We start from the raw sequence: 16,572 nt of genomic DNA, 5'->3' as shown, positions 1-16,572 counted from the left end.
GCGTTGACTTCTTGCTGCACCCACGCACTGGCTTTTGAAGCTGGCTGCGTCGCCGTTGGTGTCGGTGCAAATTGCGCCTCGCCCTGTCGCCATGGGCTTCCCCGTACTTCAAAAGCCTGACCAACTCGCATAATTGCCCCATGGAAACCAAATGGCTGGAAGATTTTGTCAGTCTGGCTGAAACCCGCAGTTTCAGCCGTTCGGCGACGCTGCGCCACGTCACGCAACCGGCGTTCTCGCGGCGCATCCAGGCGCTGGAGGCCTGGGCCGGCACGGACCTGGTGGACCGCAGCTCATACCCGACACGCCTGACCCCCGCCGGGGAAACGCTGTACAGCCAGTCGCTGGAAATGCTGCAGGGCCTGCAATCGACCCGCGCCATGCTGCGGGGCCACAACTCGGCCGGGCAGGACGTGATCGAGTTTGCGGTGCCGCATTCACTGGCCTTCACCTTTTTTCCGGCCTGGGTCAGCAGTCTGCGCGAGAAGTTTGGGCCGATCAAAAGCCGGTTGATAGCCCTCAATGTCCATGATGCGGTGCTGCGCCTGGTTGAGGGCAGCTGCGATCTGCTGATTGCCTATCACCATGATTCGCAGCCTTTCCAGCTCGACGCAGACCGCTACGAGTTGATCAGCCTGGGGCAGGAGGTGCTGGCACCTTTTGTCAAAGCCGATGCCGACGGCACGCCGCTGTTCCGGCTGCCGGGCCGCGCCGGGCAACCGCTGCCTTACCTCGGATATGCGCCTGGCGCTTACCTTGGCCGGGTGGTGGACCTGATTCTCAAGCAGTCGGGCACCGCCATCCATCTGGACCGGGTGTATGAGACCGATATGGCGGAGGGCCTCAAGGCGATGGCGCTGGAAGGGCACGGGATCGCGTTTTTGCCGTTCAGCGCGGTCAAGAAAGAGCTTAGGGCCAAAAAACTGGTCAGCGCCGGTGAGGGGCTGGAGATGACCATGGATGTTCGCGTGTACCGCGAGCGCCCGACCAGCAAGGACGCAGCCAAAAGCCCGGCCCAGGCGCTGTGGCATTTTCTGGAAAGCCAGTCGCCGCCCAAGCCGCCTGCCAAACCGCGTCCCTGATCTGTGGCTCCCGGGCGAGTCTTGGTGGCAACCCTTAGTCGTTATTAAAAAAATGCATAAGCCCGCACGTTATCGGCATTGGCTTTTCACAGGCCTTAAATTTACAGTCCGGTTCGTTCTGCGATGCAGGGAAAGTGACTTTCTGACGAGGCCTGCCGGGGTCTTCTGAAGGGCTGGCACAAAGACTGCTTAGCTTGACAGCTCTGCTCCGTCGACTTGAACGCAAGCACTCTCTTGGGGACTGCTTTTTGTTTGATATGCTCTTTGCCTTCAAGCGCTGCGGTTTTACCCGCATGCTGTCGGCCCAGGGTTCGTCAAGCGCGTTCCTGGACATACCAGTCCATCGGCTGGCGCGTCAAGGGCTGGGGTAAACCTTGGGCATAGTCCCATGACCGGCTCCTTAGTCTTACTGTGTCATAAGTTTAGTCTCGGACTTATCCAATGGCAATGCGGGCAATGACCCAGGGCGCTTGCGAGTGCGACGCTCAGCAGCAGGCGCAGCGTTGTGATCGAGCTTGGCACGTGACGCTGCGCGCGCTGGACGGCCCCGAGGGACGTAATCTTTGGGAATGGCAGGCACTTGGCGTTGGGCGAAGTTTTTTTTGACTCTGGCACTATTGCCAGCTTTGAGTCGCTCGGCCATCAGGAAGCCGTAGGCTGCGATGCTCAGCGTGGCGTGATGGTGAAAGCCGCGCCAACCCCGTCCCTCATAGTGACCCAGCCCGAAGTCCTGCTTGAGGTCCTGATAGTCGCGCTCGATGCGCCAACGCATCTTGGTGACGAACACCATTTGCGCCAAGGTGGCCTCCTCTGGCGCGGTGGTGAGGAAGTATTTCGCTGGCTCGGCCTCACCCTCGGGCCATTCGATCAGCAACCACTCCTGGGGGCGCATCTTGGTGGCGAGATAGTCCCGATGTGCAGGACGCACGCGTAACGCGGCAAAGCGCCCGCTGAGCTCGTCGTTGGTGCCTTCGCGCCAAGCAACAGTGCTCCAGGCTTGCGCTGGCAACGCCATGGCCAGTGCCTTGACTGTCACCGGCTCGTTGCCTGGCTCACGACGCAGCTTCGTGGGCTTTTTGCCGCGTCCAACCCAGGCTTTGGGCGGCAGCGGCGCAGTCCCCGGCGCCCACACCGTGGTGCCCGGGCGAATACCGACCGCGTAGCGCATGCCCAATGCGGTGATGCCATCGCGAAAGGCGGTCTCATCGCCATAACCGGCGTCTGCCAGCACCACCCCCATGGGGACACCCGCAGCGACTGCCTGGCGCATCTGTGCCGAGGCGATTTCGGGTTTGGTTGCGAAGGCAATGCCCTCAGGAACACCAGCGGTCTTGCGCCGCACCGGGTCAGCCGCCCAGTCTTGGGGAACGTAGAGTTGGTAGGCGATGGGAATGCTGCCTTGCGCGCTTGCCAGTGACAGGCTGACGGCCACCTGGCAATTGTCTTGCTTGCCCAACTGGCCGCAATACTGGCGGGCAACACCCACCGAGTGTTTGCCCTTCTTGGGAAAGCCCGTGTCGTCGATGATCCAGTAGCAGCCGCTATCGAGCCCAAGCCAGGGCATGACCCAATCGCGCACACGAACCATCACGCTTGAGTCTGGCCACTCGGACGTGGCCACAAAGTGATGCAGCGCCTGATGGCGCGCGCTGGCATGCAGGGGATCAACGCGCGCGGCCATGGGCTCGACACTTTTGCGCGACAAAGGCAGCATGAGGCCGGTGCAATACCCTCTGAGTCCCGCGTGGCGGTCAGCATGCCCGAGTCCCTCGGACAAATGAGAGATGTAACGATTGAACTCCTTGGCTGCGTCCATAAAGCCTCCGGTCAGAATTGATGCTATTGAAATAATAGCATATTTTATGACATAGTAAGACTAGGAGCCTGGGCGGCAGCCAGCACCGGCAGTTCCACGACGAAGGACGCGCCGCCGCCCGGCCGGTCTTCGCAGCGCACCTTGCCGCCGTGGCGCTCGGTGATGGACTTGACCAGCGCCAGGCCCAGGCCTACGCCGCCCTCTCGCTCGCTGGCACCCGGCAGGCGGTAGAAGGGCTCGAAGATGCGTTCCCGCTGGCTGGCCGGCACGCCGGGGCCGCGGTCGTTGACCCGGATCACCACACGTTCCTGCGTGCCCATGCCTGATTGCGACAGCTCCAGGCTGATCTCGCCGGTGCCGTAACGCCTGGCGTTTTCCAGCAGGTTGCGAATCAGGCGGCGCAGCAGGCGCGCCGAGCCTTGCACCGTCAGGCTGTGGGTTTGGGCGGCGGTGCCCAGCTCGGCCTGCACACGGGCGCATTCCTCGGCGGCCAGGCCGGTCAGGTCCAGGGTTTCAAACGGCTCGGCGTCGGCCTGGCGTGCATCGAGCCGGCTGGCCAGCAGGATTTCGTCGATTAGCTGGTCCAGCTCCTGGATGCTCCGCGAGATTTCCTGCATGGCGACTGTCGAAGGTTCAAGCGCCGTCGAACGCAGCGAAGGGCCGCCCCGAGCAAGTTCAGCCCCCTCGGGGGGCAGCGCAGTACGCGAAGCGACAAGCGTGGGGGTCAGTAGCTCCAGCCCCATGCGTATGCGTGCCAGGGGCGAGCGCAGCTCGTGCGAGGCGTTGGCCAGCAGGGATTTGTGCGACACCAGCAGGGATTTTTGCGTCTCCATCAGCGTTTCAATGCGCTCGGCCGCGTGGTTGAAGCGTTCTGCCAGAAAGGCCACCTCGTCGCTGCCGTGCACCGTCACCCGTGCCGACAGGTCGCCGCTGCCCCAGCGCTCCACGCCGCGCTGCAGACCTTCAAGCCGTTGCGTCAGGCGTCGCACGATGGGATAGGTTCCGAGTGCTACCGCCAGTCCTACCAACACCAGCATCCAGCCAAAACCAAACGGAGGACGGTTCCACGGATTGCCGGACGGGCGTTGTGGACGGGGTAGCACCAGATGCAGCGTCTCCCCGTGTTTGGTCTGCACACTGAACTCCAGGCCGTCCCTGGGTTTGCGATCAGTCCGGGATTGGGCCGTGCCAATGATCTCGCCGACCCCATTGAGGATCAGGACTTCACGTATTGGCAACTGGGGCGGAGCGGTAGTAAGCCGCCACGCTGCTCCCACCAGAAAGGTGAGCACCAGCACAGTGGCGACCACGGCCAGCCAGATGCGCACATACAGGTGCGACGTAAAACGCCTCCACACGCCGGTCAGTCCTGCTGCTTGGCAAACACATACCCCACACCGCGCACGGTCAGGATGCGTTTGGGGTCCTTGGCATCGAGTTCGATGGCGCTGCGGATGCGGCCCATGTGCACGTCGATGGAGCGGTCAAAGGCTTCGAGCTCGCGGCCGCGCACGGCTTCCATGATCTGGTCACGGCTGAGTACGCGGCCGGCGCGCTCGGCCAGCGCCACCAGCAGGTCGAACTGGTAAGAGGTCAGGTCGCAGGTTTTGCCGGTGACCTGCACGGTGCGCGCGTCGCGGTCAATTTCGAGGGAGCCGAAACGCATGGTTTTCTGCGTGCCGGCGGTCGCGCCGGTCTCACCGCTGCGGCGGAGCACAGCGCGGATTCGGGCCAGCAGCTCGCGCGGCTCGAAAGGTTTGGGCAGGTAGTCGTCGGCGCCGATTTCCAGACCGACGATGCGGTCCATCGGGTCGCCCTTGGCGGTCAACATCAGCACGGCGGTGCGGGCGCTGTCGCCGCCGAGGTTCTTGATGCGCCGACACACTTCGAGGCCGTCCATGTCGGGCAGCATCAGGTCCAGGATCACCAGGTCCGGTTTGCTGGTTTGCATCGCCTCCAGACCTTTCGCGCCGTCCACCGCGTGGGTGAAGCCGTAACCGGACTGGCGCAGGTATTCGCCCACCATGGTGGCCAGGCGGGTGTCGTCCTCGATCATCAAGAGTTGCTGCGTCATGGTCTGGCTCGCTGGACATTGGGATGCGTGAGGACCAGTGTAGCCACTGGCTTCGGTGCTGTTGGGCGCCAGCACGTCCGCGCCCGTGAAAGGGCTGGGGGGGTTGGCTGGGTAAGTTGCGCTGCTGCGGTGTTCGCTCATGGTGTTCTCCGTCGATGACCAGACTGGCCATGCTGCGCCCGAAGCAACAAGTCGCGTTGAAGCGGCTGTAAAGTTAGGTAAACCGTTGCGGTTAGCGGTGCCAATCTGCTACTTTTTTAATAGCTGCTTGCGCCCGTGGGTTATGGGCTGGAGGGCGATTTCATGCGTGAAGCCAGCCACACCAGCAGCAGCACCGGCACACCCAGCAGCGCCGTCGCAGTGAAGAAGTGGCTGTAACCGAAACTGTCCACGTAGCTGCCGGAATAACCGGCCAGAAACTTCGGCAGCAGCAGCATCATGGAGCTGAAGAGTGCGTACTGCGTGGCCGAATAGTTGATGTTGGTCAGGCTCGACAGGTAGGCAATGAAGGCGGCCGAGGCGATGCCGCTGGACAGGTTGTCGGCCGAGATCACAAAGACCAGCGCCTGGACATCGTGCCCGCGCGAGCCCAGCCAGGCAAACAGCAGGTTGCTGGCAGCGCTCAGCACCGCGCCCAGCATCAGCACCTTCATCACACCGAAACGCATGGCCAGCGCGCCGCCGGCAAAGGCGCCGACCAGTGTCATCAGCACACCGTAGACCTTGGTAACGCTGGCCACCTCGTCCTTGGTGTAACCCATGTCAACATAAAAGGGGTTGGCCATGATGCCCATCACCACGTCGCTGATGCGGTACACGGCAATCAGCGCCAGGATCAGCAGCGCGTGTTTGCCGTAGCGGCGCAGGAAGTCGGCAAACGGCTCGACCAGCGCGCTTTTGAGCCATTCGGCGGCATTGCGTGCCGGTGGCATGTCGCGCCCCGCCGGTTCCGGCGAAAACAGCACCGTCACCATGCCCAGTAGCATGGAGGCGGCCATCACCAGGTAGGCGGTCTGCCAGGCGCCGTGTTGGTAGCTGCCTGCGCCGGCCACCTCAGCGCGTGCGGCAATCCAGAGCACGCCGGCACCCGCCCAGATCATCGCGATGCGGTAACCGGTCTGGTAGGTGGCGGCCAGCGCTGCCTGACGTCGTATGTCGGCCGACTCGATGCGAAACGCGTCCAGCGCAATGTCCTGGGTGGCCGAGGCAAAGGCCACCGCCAGCGCGCACCAGACCATCGGCAGCAACGCAGCCTGCGGATCGGTCAGCGCCATGCTGACCAGCGCGGCCATGATGACGGCCTGCGACAGCAGCAGCCAGCTACGCCGACGCCCCAGCAAGCGCGTCAGCACCGGAATCGGCAGCCGGTCCACCAGCGGCGCCCAGACCCACTTGAAGCCGTAAGCCAGCCCGACCCAGCTCAGGTAGCCAATGGTGGTGCGGTCGATGCCGGCCTCGCGCAGCCAGAAGCTCAGCGTGCCGAAGACCAGCAGCAGCGGCAGGCCGGCGGAAAAGCCCAGCAGCAGCATGCGCAGCGTCGGCGCCTCCAGGTAGACCCGCAGCGTCTCGCCCCAGCCGGGCTTTGGCGCGGCGACTTCGGGCACCGCTTCGGGCACCAGAGCGACGGCTGAATGCGGCGGCGGCTGACGCGGGGCCTGCGGATTCTCGGGTACGGTGTCGCTCATGCGGGAATAATACGCTGTGACCTATTGAGCGCTTCAGAAATCATGACAGGCAGAACGCTCAATCCCTCGCCTCGACCCTCTCCCAGGGGGCGAGGGTGGGAGCAGTCCGGTTTACTGTCGTGTATTTGGAAAAAATCAATAATCTGGAGCTGCCATGAGAATCGCTTCGACGCTGTACCTTGCCGCCTTGTCCACCGCCCTGTTGCTGGGCGCCGTCCCGGCATTGGCCCAGAACGACGGTGTTCAGGTGGGGGGCAATTCCGGCTTCACCAAGCTGGTCCCGGCTGAAGAGATCGAGCAGGCTGCCAAACAGCAATACGCCAAGATGATGCAGGAGGCGGCGGCGCAGAAAACGCTGGCGCCGCCAAACAACGCCCAGCTCCAGCGCCTGCGCCGGATTGCCCAGCGCATCATTCCGCATGCCGAAGCCTGGAACCCGCGCGCCAAGGCCTGGCAGTGGGAGGTCAACCTGATCGGCAGCAAGCAGATCAATGCCTTTTGCATGCCCGGCGGAAAAATTGCTTTCTACACCGGTATCCTCGAACAGCTACAACTGACCGACGACGAGGTGGCAATGATCATGGGCCACGAAATGGCGCATGCCCTGCGCGAGCATGCACGCGAACGCATGGGCAAGTCGGCCGCCACCAGCATAGGCGCCAGTGTGCTGTCGCAACTGTTTGGCCTGGGCGACCTGGGCCAGACGGTGGCCAGCTACGGTGTGCAACTGCTCAACCTGCGCTTCGGCCGCGAGGACGAGTCCGAGGCCGATCTGGTCGGCATGGAGCTGGGCGCGCGCGCCGGCTTCAATCCGCGCGCCGGCATCACGCTGTGGCAAAAAATGGCGGCGGCCAACAAGGGTGCCCCGCCCCAGTGGCTGAGCACCCACCCGGCCGGCGCCACCCGGATTGCGGACATGGAGCGCAACCTGCCGCGTGTGATGCCGTTGTACGAGCGTGCACCCAAGGGCTGAACGCCCCATCTGGGGCGACCGAGGCGCTGCGGTAAGCTGCGCCTTGCACCATGAGTTCTCTCTCCCCCCACGCTGATGTCGCGCGCGAGCCTTTGCTGGCGCGCGCTTTTTCGTGGCTGCAATCGCTGCGTCCGGGACTGGCCAGCCTGGCCCGGCGGGTGGGCGTCATCGCCCAGTTCGGCAGGGTGGCCGCCCTGGTCGGGCCATCGACGCCGCTTCGCGAGGCGACGCCATGAGCACGCCGCAAGAGCAGTTTCAGCAATTTCTCGATCTGCAGCGCGCTGATTACAAACGTGGCTTGCCGGAAAAACTGGCGCATCTCCAGACACTCTGGGCGGCGGTGGAGGCAGGCGCCGCGCCGCGCGCGCTGGCCGAACTGGAGCGCCTGGCGCACACGCTGGCGGGCACGGCCGGCACCCTGGGTCTGCGCGAGGTGGGCCTGGCCGCCAAGTCGCTCGAAGTGCTGCTGGCCCAGGCTGGCGAGGGCGGTGGGGTGTTGACGCCCGAGCACCAGTCCGGGATTTCGCTGGCCGTTGCCGCGCTGCAGGCCAGCCTGCCCCGCGACTGAGCGGGTAGACTGGCTTGCCGGTGCGTACTTTCGACCGCCTACTGGCCCGCAGATACTGACAAGGACTCACGCATGCCCCAACCTCTTGCCCGCATCCTGTATGTGGAAGACGAACCCGATATCCGCATGGTTGCCCAGATGGCGCTGGAAGCCGTTGGTGGTTTTGCCGTGATCGCCTGCGCCTCTGGCAGCGAGGCGCTGGCCGCCGCGCCCGCCGCCTCCGCTGATCTGCTGTTGCTCGACGTGATGATGCCCGGCATGGACGGGCCCAGCACGCTGAAGGCCTTGCGGGACTTGCCGGCCACGGCGCAGACGCCGGTGATTTTCATGACCGCCAAGGTGCAGGCCGCCGAGGTGGCCCAGTACATGGCGCTTGGCGCCATCGACGTGATCCACAAACCGTTTGACCCGATGGAGCTGTCGGCCCAGATCAGCCGCATCTGGGAACTCAAAGGCGGGTGAGGAACTGCCGCCGGGGACGGCGCATGAAAGTTTGGGGACAATAGCCGCGTGCCAGAACCCAGCCCCGGCGGCAACACGCTCCCTTGTCGGCCTGGGCGCCGCTGAGTTCTCCGGTGTTCCGGATGTTGTGGTTCACCTGGCTGGCGGCCAATATCTGCATGTAGATGAACGACGTGGCGGCGGCCTGGCTGATGACCTCGCTGACCACCTCGCCAATCTGGGTGGCGCTGGTCCAGTCGGCCTCAACCCTGCCGGTGTTTTTGCTGGGCCTGCCCAGCGGCGCGTTGGCCGACATCCTGGACCGGCGGCGTTATTTCATCATCACGCAGTTCTGGGCGGCGGCCGTCGCCGTGATTCTGTGCCTCACCATCGTGATGGGCGGCATGACCGCGCCGCTGCTGCTGGCGCTGACTTTTGCCAACGGCGTGGGACTGGCGATGCGTTGGCCGGTGCCTGCTGCCGCTGGTGGTGCGTGGCCTGGGGGGCGGCGCCGGCGGCTTCACCTTGCTGCTGGCGTCCATGGGTGTGGGTGCGATTGCGCTGGTTTGTGTGCTGCCGTAGCTGCGCCAGCGGCTGTCGCGCGATGCGCTGGTGCTGGGCGGTGTGCTGCTGCAGTCAGGCGCCACCGCGCTGGTGGCCCTGTCGTCCAGCATCTATATCGCGGCGCCTGCGATGGCGCTGGCCAGCGCGGCCTGGCTGACCACCGCCAACACCCTGAGTGTGTCGGCCCAGGTGGCGCTGCCCGACTGGGTGCAGGCGCGCGGCATGTCGATCTTCCAGATGGCCATCATGGGCGCCAGCGCTGCCGGGGCCGGTGCCCAGGCTTCTAGGAGTCGGGGGTTTTTCGGCGTCGCACTGCGTTTCAGGGCCACCCGCTGCGGGACACGTCAGCCAGTCCCGGCCCCCATTTGCCGCGCCAGATGCACTTGATGCAGCGTGATCTTGCGCACCTCGGCCTGGCTGGTCTGAATGTGTGAGCGCAGCAGCAGGGCGGCCTGGTCGCCGCGCTTGCGCTGGATCGCCTTGAGGATCTTGGCGTGCTCCTCGAAGGTGGCGTCGATGCGCGGCTGCTTGGTGAAGTCAAGCCGACGGATCACGCGTATGCGTTCGGTCACGTCGCGGTGTACGCGCGCCATCTCGGCATTGCCGGCCGCCACCACCAGCGCGCAGTGAAAAGCCTCGTCCCACTGCGCCACCTGCACGGTGTCGCTGCTGCGTTGCTCCGGGCTGACCAGCCAGATGGCAGCCAGTTCATCCAGCACTGCCGGATTGACTTTCAAGGCGTCTTCGCAAAGCCGGTGCGCCGCCGTGGTCTCCAGCACCATGCGCAGGTCGTACAGCTCCTCAAACTGGTTGAAGTCAAACGGCAGCACGCGCCAGCCGCTGCGAAACAGCACCTCGACAAAACCTTCATGCTGCATGCGGAACAGCGCCTGCCGCACCGGCGTGCGTGACACGCCCAGCCGCTCGCTGATTTCGGTTTCGGTGAAACGGTCGCCCGGAACGAGCTTGAACTCGGACACATCGCGCTTGAGCTGCTCATACACCTCGTCGGCACGCGAGCGGTGAACGGGCGCAGCCCCGAGGGCGGCTAGATGGCTGGCGGCGGTGGGCATGGCGAAACTCTAGCAGTGTTGGGGCTGTGCCGGCAGGGCCGCCAGCGCCGGCAGCAACTGGGCGCTGGTCGCGGTCCAGCCGACGATGGCGCCCTGGGCGCACATCATCGCCACAGCCGCCGTTTTGAAGGCGGGGAAATAACTTTCAGTGCAGTCTTCCAGTAGCAGGCAGTCATAACCCCGGTCGTTGGCTTCACGCATTGAGGTTTGCACGCAGACCTCGGTGGTCACGCCCATGAACAGCAGGTGCGTGATGCCGACGTGCTGCAGCTGCTCGTGCAGGCCGGTGGCGTAGAAGGCGCCTTTGCCAGGCTTGTCGATGGCGATCTCGCCGCGCTGCGGCGCAAGTCCGGGGATGATCTGGTTGCCCGGCTCGCCAGCGACCAGGATGCGGCCCATCGCGCCCCTGTCGCCGATGCGCAGTGCCGGGTTGCCGCGGTTGCGCTTGGCGGGCGGGCAATCCGACAGGTCGGCCTTGTGCGCCTCGCGCGTGTGCACCACCAGGCCGCCGGCGCGGCGCCAGGCCTCCAGCACGGCCTGGCAGGCCGGCACGATGGCCTGCAGCAACGAGACATCGTTGCCCAGCGTTTCGCCAAAGCCGCCCGGCTCAATGAAGTCGCGCTGCATGTCGATGATGACGAGGGCGGTGGACTTCAGCCCGAAGCTGAAGGGGAAGGGTTGGGCTTCGGCTAGTTGCATATGGGCTCTTTGGGCGTCATGCTGCCGCTGGCGTATGTGCCAGTGCCAGCGTAGCCAGAACTTCGGGCAAGCCCCGGCTTGCAGGCACACCTCCAACGCTGGAGGGAAAGACAGCTTCGACAGGCTCAGCCCGAACGGTGTTCAACTTCATGGATGAGACCCCCTCGCCCGCCGGGGCGAAACCCGGCTTCCAGCAAGAAGCCACAAAGCAATTCACGCCACGCTCTCTGGCACAGGAGCGTGATGCCCCCCACCCATATGCGCCCCCAACACCTGCCGCTCCGCCCCCGCAGCAGCGGTCTCGAAGACGATGCGCCCTTCACTCATCACCACGATGCGGTCGGCCAGTTCGAGCAGCTCGTCCAGGTCCTCGCTGATCAGCAGCACCGCGCCGCCCTGCTGCGCCACGCCGCGCAGGCGGGTGTGGATTTCCTTGACAGCGGCAAAGTCGAGGCCGAACACCGGGTTGGCGGCGATCAGCACATTGATCTCGCCATGCAGTTCACGCGCCAGCACGGCGCGCTGCACGTTGCCGCCCGACAGGCTGCGGATCGGCGCATTTTCGCCTTGGGTCTTGATGCCGTAGCCAGTGATCCATTCGCGCGCGCGGCTGCGCCAGTGCCCGAAACGCAAGCGTCCGCCGGCGCACAACGGCGGCCGGTCGAAGTCGCGCAGCGCCATGTTCTCGGCCACCGAGAGCTCGCCGACGCAGGCATTGCGCAGCGGCTCCTCGGGCAGGCTGCGCACCTTCAGCCGATGGTTTTCTTCGCGCGTGGCGGCATAGGACTGGCCCTTGACCTGCACGCTGCCGGCGGCGCGCGCGCGCTGGCCGACCAGGGCCTCGACAAGTTCGCGCTGGCCGTTGCCAGAGACGCCGGCGATGCCGAGGATCTCACCGGCCGCTACCGACAGGCTCAGGTCACGCACCGCAAGTGTGCCGCGATCCCCCATCACAGAGAGGTTTTTTATGACCAAGGGGAGGACCGTAGTTGCTATTATTTTTATAGCTGATGGCTCATGTTCGCTATGGGCTGGAGGCATATTTTTCTTCTCATCCAGGCTTTCGGGACGGGCGGCAGTCGCATCGCCCACCATGGCCTGCGCCAGCCGCGCCGGGTCGGTGCCTGCCACCGACGTGGTGTGCACCGCCTTGCCACGGCGCAACACCGTCACGTCGTCGGCATAGGCCATCACTTCGCGGAACTTGTGGGTGATGATCAGCACCGTGCAGTGGCCGGCGCGCGCAAAGTCGCGCACGTGGCCCAACACTTCGTCGGCCTCCTGGGGGCTCAAGACCGAGGTCGGTTCGTCCAGGATCAACAGGCGCGGCTTCAGGTAGAGCTGCTTGAGCAGTTCCAGCTTCTGCTTTTCGCCCGCCGCCATGTCGATCGGCCGCGCGTCCAGGTCCAATCGGAACGGCGTGGTCTGCAGAAAGGCTTGGAGTTCGGCGCGTTTTTTCTTCCAGTTGATCACCGCTGGTGCCCGGCCGCTGGCCAGCAGCAGATTTTCGGCCACTGTCATGCCGGGCGCCAGCGTGAAATGCTGGTAGACCATGCCGATGCCCAGCGTGCGCGCCACCACCGGGTTGTCAATCGCCTGCTCGCGGCCGTCAATCAGGATGCTGCCTGCCGAGGGCCTTTGGTACCCCGCCACACATTTGACCAGCGTGCTTTTGCCAGCGCCGTTTTCGCCCAGCAGCGCATGCACCGTGCCCGGCGCCACCTTCATGCTGACACTGTCGAGCGCGGTGAAGCTGCCGAAGTGCATGCTCATCTGGTAGGTGTCCAGCGCCAGCGCGCCGGTGGCCGGCGGCAGGCTGCCGATGGCTGCGGCTGTGCTCATGGCTGCGCCAGTGCGTCCAGCACTGCCGCAGATGTCGCATGGGCGCCGAACACGCCGCCCTGCATGGTGATCATCTTGAGCGCCGCCGCGTGGTTGCCGGCGTCGGTGGCGGCGGTGCAGTCCGACAGCAGCAGGCATTCGAAGCCGCGGTCGTTGGCGTCACGCATCGTCGTGTGCACACACACATCGGTGGTGATGCCGGTCAGGATCAGGTTGCGGATGCCGCGCGTGTGCAGCACCATCTCCAGGTCAGTGGCGTAGAACGAGCCCTTGCCGGGTTTGTCGATCACCACCTCGTCCGGCAAGGGCGTCAGTTCAGAAATGATGTCCCAGCCCGGCTCGCCGCGCACCAGGATGCGGCCGCAAGGCCCGTCGTCGCCGATGCCCACGCCGTTGGTGCCGATCTGGCGCGAGCGCCAGCGCTTGTTGGCCGGCAGATCCGACAGGTCGGGCCGGTGGCCCTCGCGCGTGTGGATGATGTGGTAACCCCTATCGCGCATACTGGCCATCAGGGTCTTGAGCGGCTCAATCGGCGCGCGTGTCAGTGAGATGTCATAACCCATCTTGTCCACGTAGCCGCCTTCGCCGCAGAAATCGACCTGCATGTCGATGACGACAAGCGCGGTGTTGCCCGGCTGCAGGTCACCGTTCCAGGGCCAGGCGTAGGGATTGGCGTTGACCAAGCGTTGCATCGGGTTGTTTTCCTTCTCAGGCCTTGTAGCTGCGGGTCGGCGCGTCGAAGCCGCAGGAGGTCCCGTCGGTGACGTCCACCGGCCAGGGCAGCCTGTACGTGCCGTCCATCATGTCGCGCATATAGGTGTAGGGGCAGTCCTGGGCGCCGCCTTTCACCGCCACGTAGCCGCGGTGGTAAAGCTGGTAGATGTTGTTTTCCACGCCCCAGCCGGTACGGGCTTCACGCACCAGGTCGGGCCGTACTTCGGCCGTGATGATTTCGTCGGGACGCCCGCCGCCTTCAACCAGCACGGTGCCATCGAAGTTGCAGAACATGCCCTCGCCCATGGAGTCGAAGCTGCCGTCGCTGCCGCACAGGCAGACGTTGGCCGTGATGGCGAGGTTGCTGAAGGCGTTGGCCTGGTTGCTGATTTTCCAGCTATGGCGGATGGGTGCGGTGTAGCCTGCAGTGCGGATGATGATTTCTGCGCCCTTGTAGGCGGCCTCACGCGCCATCTCGGGGAACATGCCGTCGTGGCAGATGATCAGCGCGAGCTTGCTGCCGTTCGGGCCGTCGCAGACCGGCACGCCGAGGTTGCCTGGCTCCCAGGGTTCGACCGGCACCCAGGGATGCAGCTTGCGGTAGTAGAGCTTGACAGCGCCGGTGTCGTCGATGATCAGGCCGCTGTTGTAGGGGTTGCCGCCGGGGTTGGCCTCCATGATGGAAAAACAGCCCCAGATGTGATTGTCCACGCAGGCGCGCTTGAAGGCTGCGACCTCGGGGCCGTCGAGCGACACCATCAGTTCAGGCGAGATCGACATCGACAGCCCGTGCAGAGCGTATTCGGGAAATACCACCAAGTCCATATTGCCCTGGTTGCGCCGCGCCTTGGCCACCATGTCGCAGATGCGCTGCGTCTGCGCGGCGAGTTGCGCGGCGGTATCGACCACAGGCAATTGCAGTTGCACCAGGCCCATGCACACGCCATGTTTCGATTTGTTGAGTCCACCCAGTCCTGTCATGCTGCTTCCTTGGTTGGTTTCATTGTGTAGAGGAGGAAAGTTCGCCCGGGCTACCGCTCACCGTGGTGCCTGGCCGGCAGGTGATGACCAGGATCAGCAGCGTCAGCACATAAGGCACGATGTTGAACAGGTGGTAGCCCCAGCTGATGCCGATGGACTGAAGCGCCGGGCCGATAGCGCCGGCGCCGCCGAACAGCAGCGAGGCGTAAACGCAGCGGATCGGGCTCCAGCGCGCGAAGATCACCAGCGCCACCGCGATCAAGCCCTGACCGCTGGAGATACCTTCGTTCCAGCTGCCCGGATAAAACAGCGTGAGGCAGGCGCCCCCCAGGCCGGCCACCATGCCGCCGGCGGCGGTGGCAGCAATCCGGATCGCGGACACCGAATAGCCGAGAGCGCGCGTGGCGTTGGCCGAGTCGCCGGCCATGCGCACCAGCAGGCCAGCGCGGGTGTTGGCAAAGGCCCACCACAACGCCACCGCCAGCGCGATGCCTATGGGCACCAGCGCGTTGATTTGCAGGGCCGAGCGCACCGCAGCCGAGTCGCTCCAGTTGCCCAGCGCAATCGCCGGCAACTGCGGCGCCTGCGGCTGGATCAGCGGCTTGCCCAGGTAAAACGCCAGGCCCATGCCCAGCAGCATCAGCGCAATGCCGGTGGCGATGTCGTTGACGCGCGGCAGCGAACACAGCACACCGTGCAAGGTGGCCAGCAATGCGCCGGTGGTGGCGGCGGCCAGCACGCCGATCCAGGCCGAGCCGGAGAGGTACGACGCGCCAAAGGCCGACATGGCCGACAGCACCAGCACGCCTTCAAGACCCAGGTTGATGCGTCCCGATTTTTCGGTGATGCATTCGCCGAGACTGACAAACAGGAAAGGCGCACCGACGCGCAAGGCACCGCCCACGATGCCGGCAAAAAAAATCAGGAGCTGGTCGGCGCTCATGGCTTGCCCTGCGGCAGGGGAATCGGACTGGGTTCGGATGGGCCAAAGCGGTTGATGCGTGCGAAGAAGGCTCGCCAGTCCACATCGCGCAGCGCTTCGCTGGCCAGGATCAGCACAAAGGCAATGCCCTGCAGCACCAGCACCGAGGCGTCGGGCAAACCCAGGCGGCGTTGCAGCAGGCTGCCGGCCGCGCCGAAGCCACCGAACAAAATCGCCACCGGGATGATGGCCACCGGATGCTGGCGCGCAATAAAAGCCACCAGGATGCCAGCGTAGCCGTAACCAGCGATCAGCGATGCGTTGGCGTTGGTGTGCACCGCCGCCACCTCGATGGCACCTGCCAATCCGGCGCTGGCGCCGCCGAGCGCGCAGGCCAGCAGAATCAGTTTGGAGGCCGGCAGGCCGACCAGATGCGCCGCGCGCGGATTGCCGCCGACCACACGCACAGCAAAACCCGAAGGCGTGATACGCATCCACAGGCCCGCCGCCAGGCAGGCCAGCACACCGATCACCAGCCCCCAGTGCACGTCCGAGCCGGCGATGCCGCCGATGCGCAAACCTTCGTCCAGCGAAAAGGTCGAGGGTTTGTTCAGGCTGGACGGATCGCGCAGCGGCCCCTCGACCAGGTGCTTGAACAAGCCGATGGCCACATAAGCCAGCAGCAGGCTGCTGATCGTTTCATTGATACCGCGGTATTGGCGCAGCCAGCCCGCCAGCGTTATCCATAGCGCGCCGGCCACTGCGGCGGCCAGGCAGACCATCACCGTGCCGGCCACATTGGCGGGCAGCGGCAGGCCCTGCGCCAGCCCGGCGCAGGCCAGCCCGCCCAGCACCACCGCGCCCTCGCCGCCGATCACCGTCAGGCCGGCGCGCGCCGGGATGGCCACACACAGGGCGGTCAGCATCAGCGGCGCGGCGCGCTGCAAGGTGTTCTGCCACGAGTACCAGTCACCGAAGGCGCCCTTGAACAACAGCAGCCAGACCTCCAGCGGGCTCACGCCGGCGAACCAGACGAAGACGCCGAACAACGCCAGCGCCGCGATGATGGCGCCTACCGGCAACAGGACGTTGGCGAGGGAGTTGCGCATGGGGGTTTTCTCCCGTTTCGGGCTGAGCC

The 16,572-nt window shown here is 65.0% G+C and carries 17 protein-coding genes and 1 pseudogene; 6 read left to right on the top strand and 12 right to left on the bottom strand.

The window, feature by feature from the left end:
• Positions 1–140: 140 nt before the first annotated feature.
• Entirely contained in the window at positions 141–1,082 is a 942-nt protein-coding gene (locus Q8O29_RS03075; protein ID WP_305560587.1) for a LysR substrate-binding domain-containing protein, read from the top strand.
• Between the two features lie 406 nt (positions 1,083–1,488).
• Here Q8O29_RS03075 and Q8O29_RS03070 read toward each other — a convergent pair whose 3' ends face one another.
• The 4 genes from Q8O29_RS03070 to Q8O29_RS03055 all read right to left on the bottom strand — a co-directional run bounded on the left by Q8O29_RS03070 (position 1,489) and on the right by Q8O29_RS03055 (position 6,657).
• Positions 1,489–2,898, bottom strand: coding sequence for an IS701 family transposase (locus Q8O29_RS03070; protein ID WP_305560586.1), 1,410 nt, complete (start codon positions 2,896–2,898; stop codon positions 1,489–1,491).
• 44 nt (positions 2,899–2,942) lie between these two features.
• The gene (locus Q8O29_RS03065; RefSeq protein WP_305560585.1) at positions 2,943–4,256 is read right to left on the bottom strand and encodes a HAMP domain-containing sensor histidine kinase; all 1,314 of its coding nucleotides are present in this window, start codon (positions 4,254–4,256) and stop codon (positions 2,943–2,945) included.
• Positions 4,257–4,261: 5 nt separating this feature from the next.
• Positions 4,262–4,972 (bottom strand): response regulator transcription factor, encoded by a 711-nt coding sequence (locus Q8O29_RS03060; protein ID WP_305560621.1) that lies wholly within the window; start codon positions 4,970–4,972, stop codon positions 4,262–4,264.
• A 281-nt stretch (positions 4,973–5,253) separates the two neighbouring features.
• On the bottom strand, positions 5,254–6,657 hold the full coding sequence (locus tag Q8O29_RS03055) for an AmpG family muropeptide MFS transporter (RefSeq protein ID WP_305560584.1): 1,404 nt from the start codon (positions 6,655–6,657) through the stop codon (positions 5,254–5,256).
• 154 nt (positions 6,658–6,811) lie between these two features.
• Here Q8O29_RS03055 and Q8O29_RS03050 point away from each other — a divergent pair, with 154 nt between their 5' ends.
• The 5 genes and pseudogenes from Q8O29_RS03050 to Q8O29_RS03030 all read left to right on the top strand — a co-directional run.
• A complete protein-coding gene (locus Q8O29_RS03050; RefSeq protein WP_305560583.1) occupies positions 6,812–7,630 on the top strand; it encodes a M48 family metallopeptidase in 819 nt (272 codons plus the stop codon).
• A 50-nt stretch (positions 7,631–7,680) separates the two neighbouring features.
• A complete protein-coding gene (locus Q8O29_RS03045) occupies positions 7,681–7,866 on the top strand; it encodes a hypothetical protein (protein WP_305560582.1) in 186 nt (61 codons plus the stop codon).
• Positions 7,863–8,198 (top strand): Hpt domain-containing protein, encoded by a 336-nt coding sequence (locus Q8O29_RS03040; RefSeq protein ID WP_305560581.1) that lies wholly within the window; start codon positions 7,863–7,865, stop codon positions 8,196–8,198. Before Q8O29_RS03045 ends, Q8O29_RS03040 begins: the two co-directional genes overlap by 4 nt.
• Positions 8,199–8,270: 72 nt before the next feature.
• Positions 8,271–8,660 (top strand): response regulator, encoded by a 390-nt coding sequence (locus tag Q8O29_RS03035; protein ID WP_305560580.1) that lies wholly within the window; start codon positions 8,271–8,273, stop codon positions 8,658–8,660.
• Between the two features lie 122 nt (positions 8,661–8,782).
• Positions 8,783–9,473: pseudogene (locus Q8O29_RS03030) on the top strand (MFS transporter); the annotation flags it as partial.
• Between the two features lie 74 nt (positions 9,474–9,547).
• Here the strand turns inward: Q8O29_RS03030 and Q8O29_RS03025 are convergent.
• The 8 genes from Q8O29_RS03025 to Q8O29_RS02990 all read right to left on the bottom strand — a co-directional run bounded on the left by Q8O29_RS03025 (position 9,548) and on the right by Q8O29_RS02990 (position 16,543).
• On the bottom strand, positions 9,548–10,276 hold the full coding sequence (locus tag Q8O29_RS03025) for a GntR family transcriptional regulator (RefSeq protein ID WP_305560579.1): 729 nt from the start codon (positions 10,274–10,276) through the stop codon (positions 9,548–9,550).
• Positions 10,277–10,285: 9 nt separating this feature from the next.
• Positions 10,286–10,975, bottom strand: coding sequence for a cysteine hydrolase family protein (locus tag Q8O29_RS03020; RefSeq protein WP_305560578.1), 690 nt, complete (start codon positions 10,973–10,975; stop codon positions 10,286–10,288).
• A gap of 16 nt (positions 10,976–10,991) precedes the next feature.
• A complete protein-coding gene (locus Q8O29_RS03015; RefSeq protein ID WP_305560577.1) occupies positions 10,992–11,126 on the bottom strand; it encodes a hypothetical protein in 135 nt (44 codons plus the stop codon).
• A 62-nt stretch (positions 11,127–11,188) separates the two neighbouring features.
• Positions 11,189–12,817 carry an ABC transporter ATP-binding protein gene (locus Q8O29_RS03010; RefSeq protein ID WP_305560576.1) on the bottom strand — a complete coding sequence of 543 codons (1,629 nt, stop codon included), beginning with the start codon at positions 12,815–12,817 and terminating at the stop codon, positions 11,189–11,191.
• Positions 12,814–13,509, bottom strand: a complete 696-nt coding sequence (locus tag Q8O29_RS03005) for a cysteine hydrolase family protein (protein ID WP_305560575.1) — start codon at positions 13,507–13,509, stop codon at positions 12,814–12,816. The genes Q8O29_RS03010 and Q8O29_RS03005 overlap by 4 nt, the downstream gene beginning before the upstream one ends.
• A gap of 16 nt (positions 13,510–13,525) precedes the next feature.
• Positions 13,526–14,512, bottom strand: a complete 987-nt coding sequence (locus tag Q8O29_RS03000) for a formamidase (RefSeq protein ID WP_305560574.1) — start codon at positions 14,510–14,512, stop codon at positions 13,526–13,528.
• A 19-nt stretch (positions 14,513–14,531) separates the two neighbouring features.
• Positions 14,532–15,455, bottom strand: coding sequence for an ABC transporter permease (locus Q8O29_RS02995; protein ID WP_305560573.1), 924 nt, complete (start codon positions 15,453–15,455; stop codon positions 14,532–14,534).
• A complete protein-coding gene (locus Q8O29_RS02990; RefSeq protein ID WP_305560572.1) occupies positions 15,452–16,543 on the bottom strand; it encodes an ABC transporter permease in 1,092 nt (363 codons plus the stop codon). Before Q8O29_RS02990 ends, Q8O29_RS02995 begins: the two co-directional genes overlap by 4 nt.
• Between the last annotated feature and the right edge of the window lie 29 nt (positions 16,544–16,572).

This window comes from Polaromonas sp., assembly GCF_030689685.1.
Lineage (GTDB): Bacteria > Pseudomonadota > Gammaproteobacteria > Burkholderiales > Burkholderiaceae_C > Polaromonas.
This window is presented reverse-complemented; position numbering and strand designations above follow the sequence as displayed.